The 16,457-nt window shown below is 71.3% G+C and carries 16 protein-coding genes; 5 read left to right on the top strand and 11 right to left on the bottom strand.

The window, feature by feature from the left end; genetic code table 11:
* Nucleotides 1-49: 49 nt before the first annotated feature.
* Nucleotides 50-1,909 carry an aldehyde ferredoxin oxidoreductase family protein gene (locus tag HPS36_RS11180; protein ID WP_173230195.1) on the top strand — a complete coding sequence of 620 codons (1,860 nt, stop codon included), beginning with the start codon at nt 50-52 and terminating at the stop codon, nt 1,907-1,909.
* A gap of 48 nt (nt 1,910-1,957) precedes the next feature.
* Here the strand turns inward: HPS36_RS11180 and HPS36_RS11185 are convergent, their stop codons facing one another.
* From HPS36_RS11185 to HPS36_RS11230, 10 genes are all read right to left on the bottom strand, one after another.
* Nucleotides 1,958-2,293: a hypothetical protein gene (locus HPS36_RS11185; RefSeq protein WP_137715871.1), complete on the bottom strand. Its 336-nt coding sequence runs from the start codon at nt 2,291-2,293 to the stop codon at nt 1,958-1,960.
* The gene (locus tag HPS36_RS11190; protein WP_173230196.1) at nt 2,290-3,327 is read right to left on the bottom strand and encodes an Mrp/NBP35 family ATP-binding protein; all 1,038 of its coding nucleotides are present in this window, start codon (nt 3,325-3,327) and stop codon (nt 2,290-2,292) included. The genes HPS36_RS11185 and HPS36_RS11190 overlap by 4 nt, the downstream gene beginning before the upstream one ends.
* 81 nt (nt 3,328-3,408) lie before the next feature.
* Nucleotides 3,409-4,233, bottom strand: a complete 825-nt coding sequence (locus HPS36_RS11195; protein WP_173230197.1) for an isopentenyl phosphate kinase — start codon at nt 4,231-4,233, stop codon at nt 3,409-3,411.
* Complete coding sequence (mvk, locus tag HPS36_RS11200; RefSeq protein ID WP_173230198.1) at nt 4,230-5,246, bottom strand: mevalonate kinase; 1,017 nt, start codon at nt 5,244-5,246, stop codon at nt 4,230-4,232. The genes HPS36_RS11195 and mvk overlap by 4 nt, the downstream gene beginning before the upstream one ends.
* A gap of 70 nt (nt 5,247-5,316) precedes the next feature.
* The gene (locus tag HPS36_RS11205; RefSeq protein ID WP_173230199.1) at nt 5,317-6,327 is read right to left on the bottom strand and encodes an AbrB/MazE/SpoVT family DNA-binding domain-containing protein; all 1,011 of its coding nucleotides are present in this window, start codon (nt 6,325-6,327) and stop codon (nt 5,317-5,319) included.
* Between the two features lie 2 nt (nt 6,328-6,329).
* Nucleotides 6,330-7,001 carry a phosphate signaling complex protein PhoU gene (gene phoU, locus HPS36_RS11210; protein ID WP_173230200.1) on the bottom strand — a complete coding sequence of 224 codons (672 nt, stop codon included), beginning with the start codon at nt 6,999-7,001 and terminating at the stop codon, nt 6,330-6,332.
* A gap of 5 nt (nt 7,002-7,006) precedes the next feature.
* Nucleotides 7,007-7,930: a phosphate ABC transporter ATP-binding protein PstB gene (gene pstB / locus HPS36_RS11215; protein WP_173230201.1), complete on the bottom strand. Its 924-nt coding sequence runs from the start codon at nt 7,928-7,930 to the stop codon at nt 7,007-7,009.
* Between the two features lie 6 nt (nt 7,931-7,936).
* Nucleotides 7,937-9,565: a phosphate ABC transporter permease PstA gene (gene pstA / locus HPS36_RS11220; protein WP_173230202.1), complete on the bottom strand. Its 1,629-nt coding sequence runs from the start codon at nt 9,563-9,565 to the stop codon at nt 7,937-7,939.
* Nucleotides 9,565-10,695: a phosphate ABC transporter permease subunit PstC gene (gene pstC / locus HPS36_RS11225; RefSeq protein ID WP_173230203.1), complete on the bottom strand. Its 1,131-nt coding sequence runs from the start codon at nt 10,693-10,695 to the stop codon at nt 9,565-9,567. Before pstC ends, pstA begins: the two co-directional genes overlap by 1 nt.
* A gap of 141 nt (nt 10,696-10,836) precedes the next feature.
* A complete protein-coding gene (locus HPS36_RS11230; RefSeq protein WP_173230204.1) occupies nt 10,837-12,087 on the bottom strand; it encodes a PstS family phosphate ABC transporter substrate-binding protein in 1,251 nt (416 codons plus the stop codon).
* A gap of 207 nt (nt 12,088-12,294) precedes the next feature.
* On the opposite strand from HPS36_RS11230, the gene HPS36_RS11235 reads away from it, so the two are divergent.
* The 3 genes from HPS36_RS11235 (at nt 12,295) to HPS36_RS11245 (ending at nt 14,433) form a co-directional block, all read left to right on the top strand.
* Nucleotides 12,295-13,260, top strand: coding sequence for a halo transducer protein (locus HPS36_RS11235; RefSeq protein ID WP_173230205.1), 966 nt, complete (start codon nt 12,295-12,297; stop codon nt 13,258-13,260).
* 150 nt (nt 13,261-13,410) lie between these two features.
* Nucleotides 13,411-13,998 carry a mechanosensitive ion channel domain-containing protein gene (locus HPS36_RS11240; RefSeq protein WP_121562534.1) on the top strand — a complete coding sequence of 196 codons (588 nt, stop codon included), beginning with the start codon at nt 13,411-13,413 and terminating at the stop codon, nt 13,996-13,998.
* 84 nt (nt 13,999-14,082) lie between these two features.
* Nucleotides 14,083-14,433, top strand: a complete 351-nt coding sequence (locus tag HPS36_RS11245) for a DUF4870 domain-containing protein (protein ID WP_173230206.1) — start codon at nt 14,083-14,085, stop codon at nt 14,431-14,433.
* A gap of 115 nt (nt 14,434-14,548) precedes the next feature.
* On the opposite strand, the gene HPS36_RS11250 is transcribed toward HPS36_RS11245, so the two are convergent.
* The gene (locus HPS36_RS11250; protein WP_173230207.1) at nt 14,549-15,919 is read right to left on the bottom strand and encodes a cupredoxin domain-containing protein; all 1,371 of its coding nucleotides are present in this window, start codon (nt 15,917-15,919) and stop codon (nt 14,549-14,551) included.
* A 203-nt stretch (nt 15,920-16,122) separates the two neighbouring features.
* Here HPS36_RS11250 and HPS36_RS11255 point away from each other — a divergent pair, with 203 nt between their 5' ends.
* Nucleotides 16,123-16,377, top strand: coding sequence for a hypothetical protein (locus HPS36_RS11255; RefSeq protein ID WP_173230208.1), 255 nt, complete (start codon nt 16,123-16,125; stop codon nt 16,375-16,377).
* Nucleotides 16,378-16,457 lie beyond the last annotated feature (80 nt).

Consider the following 16,457-nt stretch of genomic DNA (forward strand, 5'->3'; position numbering starts at 1 on the left):
ACCCGCGCGGCGAACAGATTGATACGTCTCCGCCGCGCAGAGCGCCTGAATGAGTCGGAGCCGCACCCGCGTCCTCCGGGTCGACCTCTCTGCGGGCGAGACCGCCCGCGAGCGCGTCCCCGAGGGGTGGCGGCGCGACTACGTCGGCGGGAAGGGGCTGGGCGCGCGCTACCTCTACGAGGAGCTGTCGCCGGGGACGGACCCGACCGGCCCGGGGAACGTCCTCGCGCTCTTCGTCGGGCCGCTCGCGGGCTACCTCCCGGGCGAGACGCGCTACGCCGCCGTGACGAAGTCGCCGCTCACCGGCGGGTTCCTCGACTCGTACGCCGGCGGCGACTTCGCCGACCGCCTCGCGGGGTCGCTCGGCGACTGCCTCGGCCTGCTCGTGACGGGCGCCGCGGACCGCCCGGTGCGAATCGAGGTCGAAGGCGGGCGCGCACGGATCGAGCCGAGCGACGCGTGGGGCGACGACGCCGCCGAGACGGCCGCGCGGTTCCCGGACGCCGGCGTGGCCTGCGTCGGCCCGGCGGGCGAGCGCGGGGCGGCCTACGCGACGGTCGCGAGCGACGGCGGCGACCACCACGCCGGCCGCGGCGGCGCCGGCGCGGTGATGGGCTCGAAGCGGCTGAAGGCGATCGTCGCGCGCGACCCGCCGCCCGCGGTGCCGGACGACCTCGCCGCGCTCCGCGACCGCGACGCCGCGGCGTACGGCCGCGACCCGACCGGCGAGTGGCAGGCCGCGGGCGAGACGGTCGAGACGGTCGACTACGCCGACGAGGTCGGGATCCTCGCGGCGGAGGGGTGGACGGCGACCGGCTTCGACGGCGCCGACGACATCGGCGTCGAGGCCGCGCTGGAGCGCGCAACGGGGCGGGAGGGCGAGGATCAGACCGTCTCAGGCGGCTTCCGGATCGACACCCCTGACGGCGAGGTGGTCCCGCGCGGCGCGGCGCCGATCACGCTCGGCGCGGGGCTCGGGATCGACGACTTCGACCGCGTCGTGGAGCTCTGCGGGCTCTGCGACCGGCTCGGTCTCGACGTGATCGGCGCGGGCAACGCGGTCGCGTGGGCGGTCCGCGCGGGCGAAGCGGGGGTCGTCGACTGTCCCGTCTCGTTCGGCGACGCCGACGGCGCGGAGCGGCTGCTGGAGTCGATCGCGGCCCGCGAGCCGTCGTCGGGACTCGCCGTCGACCCGGACCTGCCGGACGCGCTCGCCGACGGGATCGACGCCGCCGTCGACCGGTTCGGCGGCGCGGCCCTCGTGCCCACGGTGAAGTCGATGGCGCTGCCGGGGTTCGACCCCCGCGCCGCCGTCGGGGTCGCGCTCGCGTACGCGACGAGCGACCGCGGCGCGTGCCACCGCCGGGCGCGGCCGCAGGACACCGAGCCCCTCGCCCGTCCGGACCGTTCTCCCGCCGATCAGGTGCGGGACGTGGTGGGCGAGCAGAACGCCCGCTCCGTGCTGTGGAGCCTCGTCGTCGACGACTTCGTCGGGGAAGCGGTCTGGGCCGACCTCGGTGCGGAGTGGCTCGCGGCGGTCGACCACCCCGCGGTCGACCCCGCCGGGCGCGACGACGACGCCGCGGACGACCCGGTCGACGCGCTCGCGGGGACCGGCGAGCGGATCTGGACGCTCGCGCGGCTGTTCAACGCCCGCGAGGGGTTCGACCGCGCGGACGACGCGCTCCCCGAGCCGCTCCGCACGCCCGCCGCGGACGGGACGCCCGGGGTCGACGCCGACGCCTTCGACCGCCTGCTGGACCGCTACTACGCCGCGCGGGGGTGGGGCGAGCGCGGCCTCCCGACGCCAGAGACGCTCGACCGCCTCGGCCTCGCGGGGGTCGCCGACGACGCGACCCCGCTCGACGAGCGGCCGATCGACCCCGCGGCGGCCCGTTCGGACGACTAACGGGCGGAGGAGAGCGGGCACCGACCGCCGACCGCGGGCCCGACCGGCTCAGCGACGCAGCCCGCCTTCCGACTTGATCCGCATGATGTGCCGGACGTTGAGGTATATCTCCTCGGGAGAGGTCTCCTCGCCGGCGTCGTACAGGTCCGACACGCGGTAGAGTATCGCCGAGAGCTGCTTGCTCTCGGAGCTGTCTCCCCGCACGTCCTCGGCGACCTCGCGGAGGAACTCGCGGACCTCCTCGTCCGCGGCGAACTCGCCGCCCCCCGCGTCCTCCGGCACGACCGGATCGACGCCGGCGGCCGCGAGGGGGTCCTCGCGGTCGTCACCGCTCGCGGCGCCGTCCGAAGCCATTCCGCCGTCGTCGTCGTCCGCGTCGGTCATCGGCCCTCGCCCACCCCGCGGCGGCGCACGACGCCGGCGTTGTTCGCGACGTTCTCGACGAGCACCTTGAACGCGTCCGCGGTCTCGCCGTCCTCCAAGACGACCGGCTCGCCGTCGTCGCCGCCGGTGCGCACGTCGGGGTCGAGCGGGATGCCGCCGAGGAACGGGAGGTCGTGCTCCTGCGCGAGCCCCTTCCCGCCGCCGGAGCCGAATATCTCGTGGAAGCCGCCGCAGTCGGGACAGCGGAAGCCGGCCATGTTCTCCGCGATGCCGAGGACGTTCGTGTCGTGTTTGCCGAACATCCGGAGCCCCTTCACCGCGTCGTCGAGGGCCACGTCCTGCGGCGTCGTGACGATCACCGCCCCCGTCAGCGGCAGCGTCTGGAGGATGGTGAGCTGCGTGTCGCCGGTGCCCGGCGGGAGGTCCATCACGAGGTAGTCGAGGTCGCCCCACTCCACGTCCTCGACGAGCTGGGTGATGATCTTGTGGACCATCGGGCCGCGCCAGATCACGGGGTCGTCCTCGCCCGTGAGGAAGTCCATGCTCATCAGCTTCACCCCGAACCGCTCGGGGGGGACGATCGTCTCGCCGTCCGTCTCCGGCCGCTGTTCCGCCGACACCATCCGGGGCACGTTCGGCCCGTACACGTCGGCGTCGAACAGGCCGACGCGGGCGCCGAGCGCCGAGAGCCCGGCCGCGAGGTTCACCGCGACGGTCGACTTCCCGACGCCGCCCTTCCCCGAGGCGACCGCGATCACGTTCTGGACGCCCGGCAGGACCTGCTCGTCGGCCGAGAGGTCGTCGGGGATCGACGCCGACAGCTCCACGTCGAGGCCGGTGTCCGCGAGCGCGTCGCGCACGTCGTCGGCGATGGCCGACTCGGTCGGCGAGAAGGGGGCGCCGAGCGCGAGCGAGATCCGGGCGGTCCCGTCCGCGACCGCGACGTCGTTCACCAGCCCGAGCGAGACGATGTCGCCGCCGAGGTCCGGGTCGCGCACGTCCGCGAGCCGCTCCCGCACGTCCGATTCGTTCATGCCCAAGGGGAGGGCCGTGGGTCGAATAAGGGTTCTGTACCCGGGCGCGCCGCCGTTCCCGGCGCGACCGCGGTCGCCAGGTCAGTCGATCCGGGTCCCGGCGTCCTCGCCGCGCAGGAACGGCGCCAGCCCCTCCGCGCCGAACACGTGCGCCGGCGCGTCGAGCGCGAGCAGCTCGCGCACCTTCGCGGCCATCCCGCCCGACACGTCGGTGGCGTCGCTCGCGCCGAGCGCGTCCGCGACCGCCTCGAACTCGTCGATCGCGTCGATCACGTCGCCGTCGCCGTCGAGGACGCCGGGCACCGTCGAGCAGACGCCGACTCGGCGCGCGCCGAGCCCCGCCGCGAGCTCGACGACCAGCTCGTCGCCCGAGACGACCGTCACCCCGTCGCCCGCCGTCGCCACGCCGTCGCCGTGGAGGACCGGGACGAACCCCTCGCCGAGGAGCGTCGCCGTCGACCCGAGCGGGAGATCGAGGTCGCCGCCCGTCCCCGCCGCCCGCGCCGCGAGTGACAGCGGGTGAACGGGCACCGCGGGCACGCCCCGCTCCCGGAGCCGGTCCAACACGTGCGCGTTCAGCCGCTTCATCGCGCCGTGGACCGCCGCCACCGCGTCCGCGTCGCGCGTGCCGGCCGTCGTCGACACGCCGTGTTCGCTGGCGTGGTGGTGCCCGAAGCTCCCGCCGCCGTGGACGACCGCGAGCCGGTCGACGTCGCCCGCCGCGAGCGCGTCGGCCACCGCGTCGCAGGCGGCGTCGAGCGCGTCGCCGTCGAGGGTCTCGGGCCGGTCCTTCTCGGTGATCAGGCTGCCGCCGAGCTTGAGGACGACCGGCGGCGCGCCGGCTTCGGAGTCGGCGGCGTCGTCCGCGTCGTCCGCACCGCCCCTCGCCGCGCCGGGGCCCGTCACGGCTCCACCACCCGGACGCCCTCGGTCGCCAGCTCGGCGCGGAACGCCTCCTCGCAGCCCTGGGTGAACGAGAGCGCGGTCTCCGTCGCGTCGCTCTCGTCGAGCGCGACGATACAGCCGCCGCCCCCCGCGCCGGTGAGCTTCGCGCCGTGCGCGCCCGCGTCCCGAGCGGCCCACACCATCGCGTCGAGCGACCGGGCGGAGACTCCCAGCGCCGCGAGCAGCCCGTGGTTGAAGTCCATCAGCTCGCCCAGCGCCGCGAGCAGCTCCGGGTCGGGATCGCTCTCGGGGTCGGCGTCGGCGAGGAGCCGCTCGCCCTCCCGGACGAGGTCGCCGACGGACTCGACGGTGTCCGCCGCGAACTCGTGTTCCGCGCGGAGCGCGCGGACCCCGGCGACCAGTTCACCCGTGTCCCCCGCGCCGCCGTCGAAGCCGACGACGAATGGGAGGTTTGGGGCGTCGATCGGCTCGCAGTCGTCGCCCTCGACCCGGACCGCGCCGCCCATCGTCGAACAGAAGGTGTCCGCCCTGGAGGCCTGCCCGTCCTGGACCTCGAACTCGGCCCGATACGCCCGCTCGGCGAGCTCGCGGCGGTCGAGCGGCTCGCCGAGCGCGCGCGTCGCGGCGTCGATGCCGGCCACGACCACCGCCGCGGACGACCCCAGCCCCGCGCCCAGCGGGATGTCGCTCTCCACGGTGATGTCGAAGCCGGCGTCGGGGGCGTCCGCCGCGTCGCGCGCCTGCTCGACGGCGGCGTCGACGTACCCCATCGCGGCCTCGACGAGCGGCGTCGGCACGTCCACGTCCGGGCGGTCGCTCGTCCCCCCGGAGTACTCCACGGTGAACCCGTCCAAGGAGAGGTCTTCCGCCTCGACGCGCACGTGGTCGTCCGCGCGCGGCTCGGCGGTCACCGCGGCGCGTCGCTCGATGGCCGCCGGCACGGCCGGCTCGCCGTAGACGACGGCGTGTTCGCCGAAGAGGTACACCTTCCCCGGCGCCTCGCAAACGGTCATACGACGACGGTCGCTCCGCGGGCTTACAGTCGTTGCGCTTGCCGGAGCGGCGCGTTCCGCGGTCGCGCCGCTACTCCGCGTCGCGGACCGGCTCGCCGCACCGGACCGCCCGCCGGAGCCCGACCTCGGCCACGTCGCCCGCGCGCTCAGCGGTCCGCCGGAGCGCGCGCGAGGCCCATCGCAGCTCCGCGGCGCTCGCCCCCGCCTCGTCCAACCGCCGGTCGAAGGAGTCGATCCGCTCGCGCGCCTCGCGGGCGGCGACGACCGCGTCCCGAGCGACGGCGACGGGCTCGTCGCCGAGGGCCACGCCCACCCCGTCGACGACGACCTCGCGGACCGTTCGGCCGACCTCGCGGAACGCCTCCAGCGGCGGCCCGTCCGGCGGCTCGTCGAGCGCGGCGGCGGCGGCGCCGATCTCCGACGCGGCGTCCCCGAACCGGCGGAGCTCGCGCATCGCGGTCCACGACTCGAACAGCTCCGGCCGCGTCGCGCCGAGCGCGTCGACCTCGCTCAGGTCAGCCGCCCCCCGCGACACGGACCGCTCGACCATCGCCGCGAGGCGCTCGACCTGGTCGTCTCGGGAGCCGACCGGCGACTCGTCGGGCGCCGCCGCGAGCGCCTCGACGGCGTCCGCGTGGATCGAGCGCGCGGTGAACGACAGCTGGCGGAGCGACTGGCTCACGGAGACCTCCTCCGAGTCCAGCATGATCCGCACCGTCGTCTCCGTCTCGGACTCCGCGGCCACGGACATCCCGATGCGACCCCGGGCGGTCCGCTCGACGACGCGCCGCTGCGCCGAGGTGAGCGGCCCGTTGCGCTCGACCGTGACCTCTCGGAGACCGGCGGCGTAGGCCGCTCGCAGCGCCCGCGCGATCACCTCCGGATCGGTCGACTCGATCCGGCCGGCGGCCGGCGCGTCGGCGTCGCAGCCCTCCGGCGTCTGGACCGCCAGCACGCCGTCGATGTGGTCGTGGAGGCTCACGGTGTCGCCGGCGGTGACGCCCTGCGACTCCGCCCACTCCTTCGGCAGCGAGACGGTGTACGTTCCGTTTCCGACGGTCTGGACCTTACGGGTTTCCATGCTCAGTAGAGTAGTTCCGGGTCGTTCTCGACCATGTACAGGGTTCGCGCCGCGATGTTCACCGCGTGGTCGCCGACTCGCTCCAAGTCCCTGACCGTCAACAGCACCCGCGACACGTCGTCCAACAGCCGCTCGGCCGCCCACCCGTCGTCGTCGGTCTCGGCGATCAGCTCGCGGGTGACGCTCTCGCTCGCGCGCTGGCAGAGCGCGTCCACCTCGTCGTCGCCGGCGGCCACGGCCCGACACGCCGCGGCGTCGCCGGTCTCGTAGGCCGCGAGGCTCCGTTCGAGGAGATCGAGCGCCGCCGCGCCGATCGCGTCGACCGCCACCTCGGGGGCGACCGTCTCCCGCGCCGCCAGCGAGTAGTTCGCGAGGTTCACCGCGAGGTCGCCGATCCGCTCTAAGTCGGTGATGATCTTGAACGAGGCGGTGACGAACCGGAGGTCGCCGGCGACCGGCTGCTGGAGGGCGAAGAGGTCGACGCAGCGGTCCTCCAGGGCGAGGTACGTCTCGTTGACCTCGTCGTCGCCTTCGGCGACGGCCCGCGCCAGCGACTCGTCCCGGGTCTCGACGGCCTCCAGGCTGTCTCCGAGCCGCTCCGTCACCAGGTCGCCCATCGCGAGCACGTCCGACCGGAGCTCGTCGAGCGAGTCGCGGTACCGTTCTCGTGGCATCGGAGTCACCCGAACTTGCCGGTGATGTAGTCCTCCACGCGCTCGCTGTGGGGGTCCTCGAACACCTGGTCCGTGTCGCCGTACTCGACCAGCTCGCCGCCCGTGAGAAACACCGCCGTCTGGTCGGAGATGCGCGCGGCCTGTTGCATGTTGTGCGTGACGATGACGACGGTGTACTCCTCCGCGAGGTCGTCGATCAGGTCCTCGATCTTCGCGGTGGCGATCGGGTCCAGCGCCGACGCGGGCTCGTCCATCAGGATGACCTCCGGGTCGACGGAGAGGCACCGGCCGATACAGAGGCGCTGCTGTTGGCCGCCCGAGAGGCCGAGCGCGTTGTCGTCGAGTCGGTCGCTCACCTCGTCCCACAGCGCCGCGTCGCGGAGGCAGCGCTCGACCAGCTCGTCGCGCTCCTCGGCGTCGCTCCGGTTCAGCAGCCGCGCGAGGAGGCCCGTGTCGAGGTCGCCGTGCTTCTCCGGCCCGTAGGCGATGTTCTCGCGGATCGACTTCGGGAACGGGTTCGGGGACTGGAACACCATCCCGACCCGCTTTCGGAGCTCGACGAGGTTGACGCCGTCCTGGTATATCTCCTGTCCGTCCAGCTTCACCGACCCGTCGATCCGGGCGGAGCTGACGCGGTCGTTCATCCGGTTGAGACACCGGAGGAACGTCGACTTCCCGCAGCCGGAGGGGCCGATCAGCGCGGTGACGCTCTTCTCGGGGATCTCCATCGAGACGCCCTTCAGCGCGTGGTCGTCGCCGTAGTGGACGTGGAGGTCCTCGACGGCCATCTTCGCGTCGCCCGGGAACTCGTAGTCGGTCCACTCCGACCGCGTCTGCTCGGCGGTCTCGCCGGCGGTCGTCGTGAGTGGTTGGTCGCTCTCCGCCGCCGCGGTCGTGGTCTGGGTCTGTGGTGTCGTGTTCTCGCTCATCGGTGATCAGGTGTGCTTGAGCCGCCGCCGGAAGTAGTAGCGCGTCGCGATGCCGATCGCGTAGAAGGAGAGGACGACGACGAGCAGGACCAGCGCCGTCGCCCACCGGAACTCGTCCGCGTTGCCGACGTTGCTGCTCGCGCCGACGCCGGCCGCGATGAGGGCGTACAGCTGGTACGGGAGCGCAGACGTGGCCTCCATCAGCGCCGGGTTCGCCACGAACGGCGGCGCCGTCGTGAACTGGAAGCTGCCGAGGACGTCGGCCGTCTGCGAGCCCGGGAGGAACGTCCCGCCGGCCATCGTCAGCAGGATCGGCGCCGTCTCGCCGGCGATGCGACCGACGCCGAGGATGACGCCGGTGACGACGCCCGGGAGCGCCGCCGGGAGGACGACGCTGCGGATCGTCTGCCACTTCGACACGCCGAGGGCGGCGCTCGCGTCGCGGTACTCGTCGGGGACCGAGAGCATCGCCTCGCGGGAGGTGATGACGACGAGCGGGAGCAGCATGAACCCGAGCGTGATCATCCCCGAGAGCAGCGACTTCCCGTTGCCGAACCGCGGGACGAGGAACGCGAACCCGAACAGGCCGAAGACGATGCTCGGGGTGCTCCACAGCCCGTTGGTGGCGATCTCGACGACCTGCGTGAACCGGCCGCGGTCGGCGTACTCGGTGAGGAAGACGGCCGCGCCGACGCCGAGCGGGACGGCGAGCACGACGGCCCCGGCGACGAGCCACAGCGTGCCGACGATGGCCGGCAACACGCCCTGGAAGTCGTTGAACAGCGCGACGCCGTTCATCACGAACGGGACCGACGCCGGGAGGGTGACCGACGCGCCGAGGATCGTCGTCTCCGGTCCGGTCCCGAAGCCGAACTCGGCGCCGTTCAGCAGGCCGGGGAGCCCCTGAACGACCACGAAGGCGACGAGGATGAAGAGGAAGGCGACGATGGAGACCGCGTTCAGGTAGACGAGGACGTACGCGCCCATGTGCCGCCCCCGAGCGCCGAAGCCGCCGTACGCCTTCGCCGACGCCCACCCGCCGTACAGGGCGGCGAACAGCGTCGACGCGGGGATGAGGAACTCGGCGGTGATCGCGGCCTGCTGGGCCCAGTCGAGCTCCCACACCCACTCCGGACCGATGACGCCGGTCAGGAACACGAGCCCGGTCAGCGCGAGGAGGCTCCCGAGCGGGAGCGTCGACCCGAGGTCCTCCCGCGGGAGCACGGTGAGTGCGAACGCGACGCCGCCGGCGGCGATCCCGGCGACGGCGCCGCCGGCGGTGCCGAGGCCGAGCGTCTGACTCGCGACGCCCCCGCCGACGGCGACCCACGGGACCGCGGCGCCGAAGCCCGCGACGAGCCCGGCGCTCGGGTCCGGGTCGGTCTCGACGTAGCCGAGCCGCGACCCGGCGCCGAAGGCGACCACCGCGACGCCGAGGGCGGTCAGGAGCCCCCCGAGCAGCGTCACGGTCCGGACGCCGAACAGCGAGCCGGTGAGGCTGACGCGCTCGAACAGCGCCGCGACCGCGAGGGCGAACAGGACCGCCGAGAGGCCGACCGCCACCCCGGCGACCGCGTCCGTCTCGGTGGTCTCGGACTCGACGAGCTTCGCGTCGGTCTCGTTGGCACCGGCCATCAGACCTCACCCCCGAGCCGCTTGTGCATCCGCCACTCGATGTACTGCGCGCCGATCGAGATGACGAGGACGGTGACGAACAGGATGACGCCCGCGACGAACAGGGCGTCCATCTGGAGCCCGTCCGCCTCCCCGTAGTTCCGCGCGATGATCGAGGTCAGCGTCTCCTGGCCGTAGAAGACGTTGACGAGCGGGTCCGTGAGCCGCGGCACGCCGCGGAGCATCACCGTGGCGGCCATCGTCTCGCCGATGGCGCGGCCGACGCCGAGCAGGACCGCGGCCGACACGCCGGAGAACGCCGCCGGGAGCGTGATCGAGGTCATCGTCTGCCAGTCGGTCGTGCCCATCGCCAGCGAGCCGCTCTTCATCGACTCGGGGACGCTGCTCAGCGCGTCCTCCGCGACGGAGACGACCGTCGGCAGCGCCATCAGGCCGACGACGATCCCGACGAACAGGTACGACCCCTGCCCGGTGGTCTGGAACTGGTCCGAGGCCCACGGGCCGAGCACGGTGAACCCGATGAACCCGTAGACGATCGAGGGGACCCCGGCGAGGATCTCGACGCCGGGCTTGACGACCTCGCGGACGGTCGGCGGGGCGATCTCGGAGAGGAACAGCGCCGCCGAGACCCCGAGCGGCGCGGCGACGGCCGACGCGATGAGCGTCACCATCACCGTCCCGTGGATCATCGGGACCATCGAGTACCGGATCGGCGGCGAGACGGCGTCCCAGTTCGGCTGGATGAACATCCGGATCCCGGGGACGGTGACGCCGAACACCGTCGCGCTCTCGTACCGGATCACCGGGATCGACTCCCGGAAGATGAACACGATGATCAGGCCGAGGATGAGGATCGTCGAGGCCGTCATCATCAGCGCGACGGTGTACGCCGTCTCCTCCTGATACCGGAACCAGCCGATCCCCGCGGCGCCGAGGAAGACGACGAAGGGCACGATCGTCAGGTCGGAGACGGCGAGGAACCCGACGAGCGTGGCGAAAAGCGACAGCGTCATCGTCGCGACGATCGCCAGCGCCGGGGGTTCGGTGTCGTCGACGAACTCGCTGAGCCGTCGCAGCTGCTCGCCGAGCGCCCGACTCGCGCGCCCGCGGAGTCGGCCTACCGACGACATGGGTCTGTTAGCGGTGTCATCTGTGCGTGGCGTCTCTCGCAGAAGTGGAGTTCATTGTGAACGTGTGTTTCGGGGTGTAACGGCGGGGTCAGCCGGTGAACCGGCGACCCGTGGCGCGATCGAGGACCGGACTCCGGTCCGTTACGGCGAGATGAGGTCCTCGGTGGCGACCGCCGAGACCTTCTCTTTCATCGCTTCGAGGTCGCTGGTCGGGAGCGGGATGTAGTTGTTCCCCTCGACGAAGACGCTCTGGCCGAACTCGTTGAGGAACATGTTGACGAACGCCGCCTCGCGCGGGTCGTACCCGCCGCCGTCGGGGTTGTCCTCCTCGATGAGCGTGTACATGTGGAGGTCGCGGTTCAGCGGGTACTCGCTGTCGAAGATGGTGTTCTCCGCGTCCCGGCTGGTCTCGTACAGCGTGCCGTCGAACTCGATCGCGATGGGCGTCACTTCCGGCCCCGTGAACGCGAGCGCCATGTACGCGATGGCGCCCTCGTTCTGGGCGACGGCCTGCGCGACCTGCTGGTTCTGCCCGAAGCGCGTGTCGACGCCGGACATCGAGGCGTCGGCCTCACCGAGCATGTTCAGGCGGAACGAGGTGTCCGTCCCGGAGCCCTCGGCGCGGCCGATGACGTAGATCTCCTGGTCGTAGTCGACGCCGTCGATCTCGCTCCAGTTGGTGATCTCGTCCTGGTAGATCGCGCGGATCTCCTCGCCCGTCAGCTGACTGACGCCGGCGTCGGCGACGTCGGAGCTGATAACGACCGGCTGGCCGTCGCGCCCGACGACGTTGTCGACGACCGTGCTCTGGGCCTTCTCCTCGCTCCAGTCGAGCTCGGCCGTGATCGGGCCCGAGGAGTTGCCGATGTCGACGAGCCCCTCGGTGACGGCCTCGCAGCCGGTGCCCGAGTGGCTCAGGCCGACGGTCGTCGGGAACGGCGGCGAGGAGCGCTGCTCGCTCGGCTCGAAGCCGAACTTCGACGCGAAGTAGTCGGCGATGAGCATGTCGTCCGCGCCGTCGGCCGAGAGCTGGTTCCAGCCCGGGACCGACCCCTCGTCGTTCGACCCCCAGTACTCGCCGTCGCTCGGCGGCGCGTTGGAGTTCCAGTAGGAGCTGCCCGTGTTCGAGATGGGGTACACCGTCGAGGACCCCTCGGCGTTGAGCAGCGCCGTGCTCTGTCCGGAGCTGTCGTCGCTGCTGCCGGAGTCCCCGTCGCCGCCGTCGCTTCCGTCGCTTCCATCGCCGCCGGAACCGCCGGAGCCGCCCGAACCCCCGTCGCCGCCGTCGCTGCTGCCCCCGCAGCCCGCCAATCCGGCGGACCCGAGCGCCCCGGACGTGATGAGAACTTTCCGCCGCGACACGCCGCCGTCGACCCAGTTCCGGTCTGACATCGAGTGGAGACAGGAAGTAGTGTATTAAACTGGTTTATATTTCTGATATGTCGGTATCCGTGGCAGGGTAGAGGCGTCTGTAGATCCCATATTAGTAATATCGAGTTCAATAGAATATATAGACAAATATAGCGCTTTACTGGCTTCTATCGCATAAATACGTATCTGACCGAAGGTATTACTCCGCCGCGTCGAAAACGGATGGACATGTCTCGACCCGCGACAGAAGACGTTTCAGTCGACGTACTTGTCGACGAGGTCTCCGATCGAGTCGATGCGGATCCGGAGTCGATCCGCCGTCGGCTCGACCCCGTCACCGACGACGGGACCGTGACGGCCGCTGCCTTCGAGTCGACCGTCACGGACGTGTCGCAGATCCTCGCCACCGCCGAGACCCGCGTCGACCTCGCGACGCGCGCTCACGAGGACGCGACCGCGGCCGCCGACGACGCGCCCGACCTCGACGTCGTCGAGGTCCGCAGGCGGGCGTTCGGGGCGCGGCTCGACGACCTCCGGGCGGAGGTCAAGGCGCTCGGCGACGACCTCGCGGCGGCCAGGGCGGACCCCGAGTCGCCGATGGACGTGTACCGCGCCGCGGTCGACCTCCACGAGGTGACGACCGGCGCACAGGACGTGGTCCGGGTCGCCCACGACCTCGAAACCGAACTCGAGGCGTTCGAGGCGTGGCTCTCTTCCGCGAACCGCCGCCACGACGGCCTCGTCGACGAGGTCGAGGCCGCCGAGGAGTCCGCCGAGTCCCTCGCGGAGACCGTCGACCGGCTCCGGGCCGCCGAGGCGCCCGACCCGGAGCGCCGGTTCGACGCGGGCGTCCAGGCGCGCGTCCTCGACCTCGTCGTCGCCGACCTCCGCGCCGAGGCGGAGGATCTCCGCGCGTGGGCCGAGCGCGACGGCGTCGCCTTCCCCGACGGCGTCCACGCGCGGCTCGACGGCCTCGCGGCCGAGGTGACCGCGAGCGCCTCGGCGCTCGCCGACGGTCCGGAGCCGGACGACCGGTTCGCGGCGCGGCTCGACGCCCTCGACGCGGAGCTCGGCACCGTCGAGCCGCCGGTCGCGTGGAGCCGCGTCGACGGCGCGGTCGCGGAGGCGCGGGCGGCGCTGTCGACCGACGAGCGGGACGGTCACCGGGGCTCGGTCGCCGGAACCGCCGAGTGACGACGACCGGCCCGTCCGCCGTCGACCGGGCTGGTCGCTCCGTCGCGCCCGATCGCTGTGACTGCCCCCGAACGAGACCGATCCCGCCGACGCGAACCGGCCCCGTCGCGGCCCCGTACCTTTTCCATCCGGGCGCGCGTCCGGGTCGGCATGACGCGGATCTCGTCGCTCGCCGCCCGATCGCTCGCGAACTTCGTCGAGGGGCTGGTCGTCGCGGTCCCCCGACTGCTCTCGGGACTGATCTTCCTCGCGCTGGCGTACGCCACGGTCCGGGTCGTCCTCGCGCTCGTCCGGCGGTCGATCGGGCGGCTGTACGTCGGCGACCGCGAACTGGTCGGCGACCTGATCGTCACACTCGTCTCCATTTTCCTCTGGTTCGGCGTCGCGCTCACGTTCCTCAAGGTGCTCGGCATGGGCGACATCGCGGCGAGTCTGGGCACCGCCGTCGGCTTCATCGCCCTGGGGGTCTCCTACGCGCTCTCCGAGATGATCGAGGACACGGTCGCGGGCGTCTACCTCCTGCGCGACCCCGACTTCAACGTCGGCTATCGCGTCGAGGCGAAGGGCGTCACCGGCACCGTCGCCGCCATCGAACTCCGGAAGACGCGGATCGACACCGACGCCGGCGACCGGATCGTGGTGGCGAACCGCGAGATAGAGCCGCGGTGGACCCACGACGTGCCCGCGGAGGCCGGGGACGGCGCGACGGGCGACGACGCCGCGTCGACGGCCGACTGACGCGGGCGGCGGTCGACGGATTCCCGACGAGCGGCGTGCCCTCTCCCAAAGCTTATCTCTCAGCTACGAAACCAAACTCCCGCTATGTCGACACCAGCCACTGACACCGGGAACGGTCGCGTCGACGGCGACACGACGTTGGCGGCGCTCTCTCACGCGTCGGCGCTGTTCGCCTCCTTCCTCGGGCCGATCCTGTTCCTGATCCTCGCGGACGACGACGACGAGCTCGTCAAGCAGAACGCGAAGAACTCGCTGAACTTCCAGATCGTCGTCTTCGCCGCGCTCATGCTCGCCGCCGTGCTGAGCTTCGTGTTCGTCGGGCTCCTGCTGTTCCCGGTCATCGCAATCGTCGACCTGGTCTTGGTCCTCGTCGCGACGGTGAAAGCGAACGACGGGCAGGTCTACTCGTACCCGTTCACGCCGGACATCGTCTGAGGTCGTCGTCCGGCACGTCTTCTCGCCGGAGTCGGGGCGTTCGAGCAAGAAGCCGGTTGAGAACGACCGCCTCCGATCAGGAGGCTCGTAGCGGCGGCGTATTTCCCCGACGGCGTTACGCCGCACCGATCCAGTCGTCGAACGCAGACGATCCCGTCACCCGCACGTTCGTAACCATGTTCGTGTGGCCCGCACCGCAGTACTCGCGACAGACTCCGGCGTACTCGCCGGAACCACTCGGTGTCACCACGTCGGTGAACCGCTCGATCCCTGGATAGATGTCGTACACGAGTTCGGGGTCAGAGTCCGGGACGTGTAGTCTGTGGTGAACGTCTTCGCTTTTGAGGCCGAACGCTACCGGCCGATCAACGGGGACGACGAGTTCCTCTCGGCCCGTCACACCGTACTGCGGGTAACTGAACCGGAATTCATACTGCCTCGCCGTCACTTCGACGATCAGCAGGTCGTCCACCCCGCGCGGCCGCAGGTACGGGTTGCGTCCGTCGTGGGGCTCTCCGTCACCCGATGCGGTCACGGTCACCGTATTCCCCTCGACCGACGCCGTGTCCGCGTCCACGTGAACGAACTCCGACTCGTCGATGGCCCCGACAACGCGGGGACCGGCCACTCCGTCGTCTCCGCCGGTATAGTGTTCTCCCCACTCTTCGGGGAGCGCGTCGACTACCGGCCGCGTCGACGCTTCCCCCTCCGGGAATCCGACGGCCAGTTTTGTTTCGACGCTCGGCCCACCGATCGAATCGCCGACGGCAACTCCCCAGGCGGCCGCCCGAGCGCCGGGCACGAACCGCGTTTCGGGCCCGAAGGCGTCTCCGTTCAACGGGACGGCGACCGACCGCAGCGCGTCGGCCTCTACGGCGTCGACGACCGATTCGACCGCGGCCCGTTCGGTCGTCGTCGCGGTCGAACCCTCAGTCGACTCGCCCTCGATCACGCGGCGCACCAATTCCCGCGGCGAAAGCGAGAGCGAGTCGTCCGCCCGAGCCAGTAGCAGCCGACGACCGTCGATCGCAACGACGCCGTCGTCGACCGAGTAGAGGTCGAACGCGCCGATCTGCTCACTGCTGCCTTCGAGCCCCGAGACGGCCGATTCGAACGAGCCGTCACCGGGGGCCGTCAGCTCGACCAACGTCCCGTCCGATACTACCACCGCGTCGGCGAGCGACCCGAGGTCGATATCGAGCGACATTGGGATCGCCGCGTCCAGGCGCCTGAGATACGCCATCGACTCCTTGACTCCGCTGAGGTCGTTCGGCGAGAACGTCCGAACCACGAGCGCCTCGGCGTCGTACTCGTCGATGTCGATCCGCGCGAGGCCCGTCGAGAGCCGTGAACGCGTCTCCGAAGCGGAGTCGTCGCCGCTCGCGCCCCCCTGATCGTCTACCGCGTCGATCCACTCGGTGGAACAGCCGGCGAGGGACGCCGTCACCGACACACCGACAGCGCCCAGCAGTTGCCGTCGTTTCATACAGATCTGCCCGTGGATCGCCTAACGGACCGCCGAGTAAAAAGAATTAGTCAAAAAACCGAGTAATTTTTTAAATCTGTCATTTCTACAACCGTCATGTTCGCCACGCAGTTCGGTCGGTGCCGCGACAACTGCGTGAGGCGTTACGGGACCGAACTGACGAACCCGTAACGCTTTGTCGGAAGCGGGTGTCCTCCCACCCGATGAACGTCGGTGAACTGTCGCTCGCAATCGGGCTCCTGCTATTCGGCGCGTTTCTGATGTATTTCGGCTCCGTCGCAGTGTTACGGCCGGACGGGTCGTTCTCTCGCGGATACAAAGCGAAAGAACGAGTCGAGAGCGCTGGCCCGATAGCGCAGGCCGTGGTCAAGGGATTAGTCCGAATTCTCGGACTCGTGTTCATCGCAGTGGGTCTGATGACCGGCGGGCTCGGACTGTTAGGTGTCTCTGCGGCGTGATGAGTTCGACCACCCGCGTCCGTCCCTAATATCACCTGAGCGCGCCGCGCGTCGGGTCGCTTTGCCGGCGGCTGGCGAGC

Source organism: Halorubrum salinarum, from assembly GCF_013267195.1.
In the GTDB taxonomy this organism is placed as follows: Archaea; Halobacteriota; Halobacteria; order Halobacteriales; family Haloferacaceae; genus Halorubrum; species Halorubrum salinarum.

Excerpts from the sequence above, each read along its gene's own strand:
- HPS36_RS11230 (WP_173230204.1), bottom strand. The coding sequence starts at position 12,087 with ATGTCAGACCGGAACTGGGTCGACGGCGGCGTGTCGCGGCGGAAAGTT.
- HPS36_RS11205 (WP_173230199.1), bottom strand. The coding sequence starts at position 6,327 with ATGGAAACCCGTAAGGTCCAGACCGTCGGAAACGGAACGTACACCGTC.
- HPS36_RS11255 (WP_173230208.1), top strand. The coding sequence starts at position 16,123 with ATGAACGTCGGTGAACTGTCGCTCGCAATCGGGCTCCTGCTATTCGGC.
- HPS36_RS11240 (WP_121562534.1), top strand. The coding sequence starts at position 13,411 with ATGACGCGGATCTCGTCGCTCGCCGCCCGATCGCTCGCGAACTTCGTC.
- HPS36_RS11180 (WP_173230195.1), top strand. The coding sequence starts at position 50 with ATGAGTCGGAGCCGCACCCGCGTCCTCCGGGTCGACCTCTCTGCGGGC.
- pstB (WP_173230201.1), bottom strand. The coding sequence starts at position 7,930 with ATGAGCGAGAACACGACACCACAGACCCAGACCACGACCGCGGCGGCG.
- mvk (WP_173230198.1), bottom strand. The coding sequence starts at position 5,246 with ATGACCGTTTGCGAGGCGCCGGGGAAGGTGTACCTCTTCGGCGAACAC.
- HPS36_RS11245 (WP_173230206.1), top strand. The coding sequence starts at position 14,083 with ATGTCGACACCAGCCACTGACACCGGGAACGGTCGCGTCGACGGCGAC.
- pstC (WP_173230203.1), bottom strand. The coding sequence starts at position 10,695 with ATGTCGTCGGTAGGCCGACTCCGCGGGCGCGCGAGTCGGGCGCTCGGC.
- HPS36_RS11235 (WP_173230205.1), top strand. The coding sequence starts at position 12,295 with ATGTCTCGACCCGCGACAGAAGACGTTTCAGTCGACGTACTTGTCGAC.
- HPS36_RS11185 (WP_137715871.1), bottom strand. The coding sequence starts at position 2,293 with ATGACCGACGCGGACGACGACGACGGCGGAATGGCTTCGGACGGCGCC.
- HPS36_RS11190 (WP_173230196.1), bottom strand. The coding sequence starts at position 3,327 with ATGAACGAATCGGACGTGCGGGAGCGGCTCGCGGACGTGCGCGACCCG.
- HPS36_RS11250 (WP_173230207.1), bottom strand. The coding sequence starts at position 15,919 with ATGAAACGACGGCAACTGCTGGGCGCTGTCGGTGTGTCGGTGACGGCG.
- pstA (WP_173230202.1), bottom strand. The coding sequence starts at position 9,565 with ATGGCCGGTGCCAACGAGACCGACGCGAAGCTCGTCGAGTCCGAGACC.
- phoU (WP_173230200.1), bottom strand. The coding sequence starts at position 7,001 with ATGCCACGAGAACGGTACCGCGACTCGCTCGACGAGCTCCGGTCGGAC.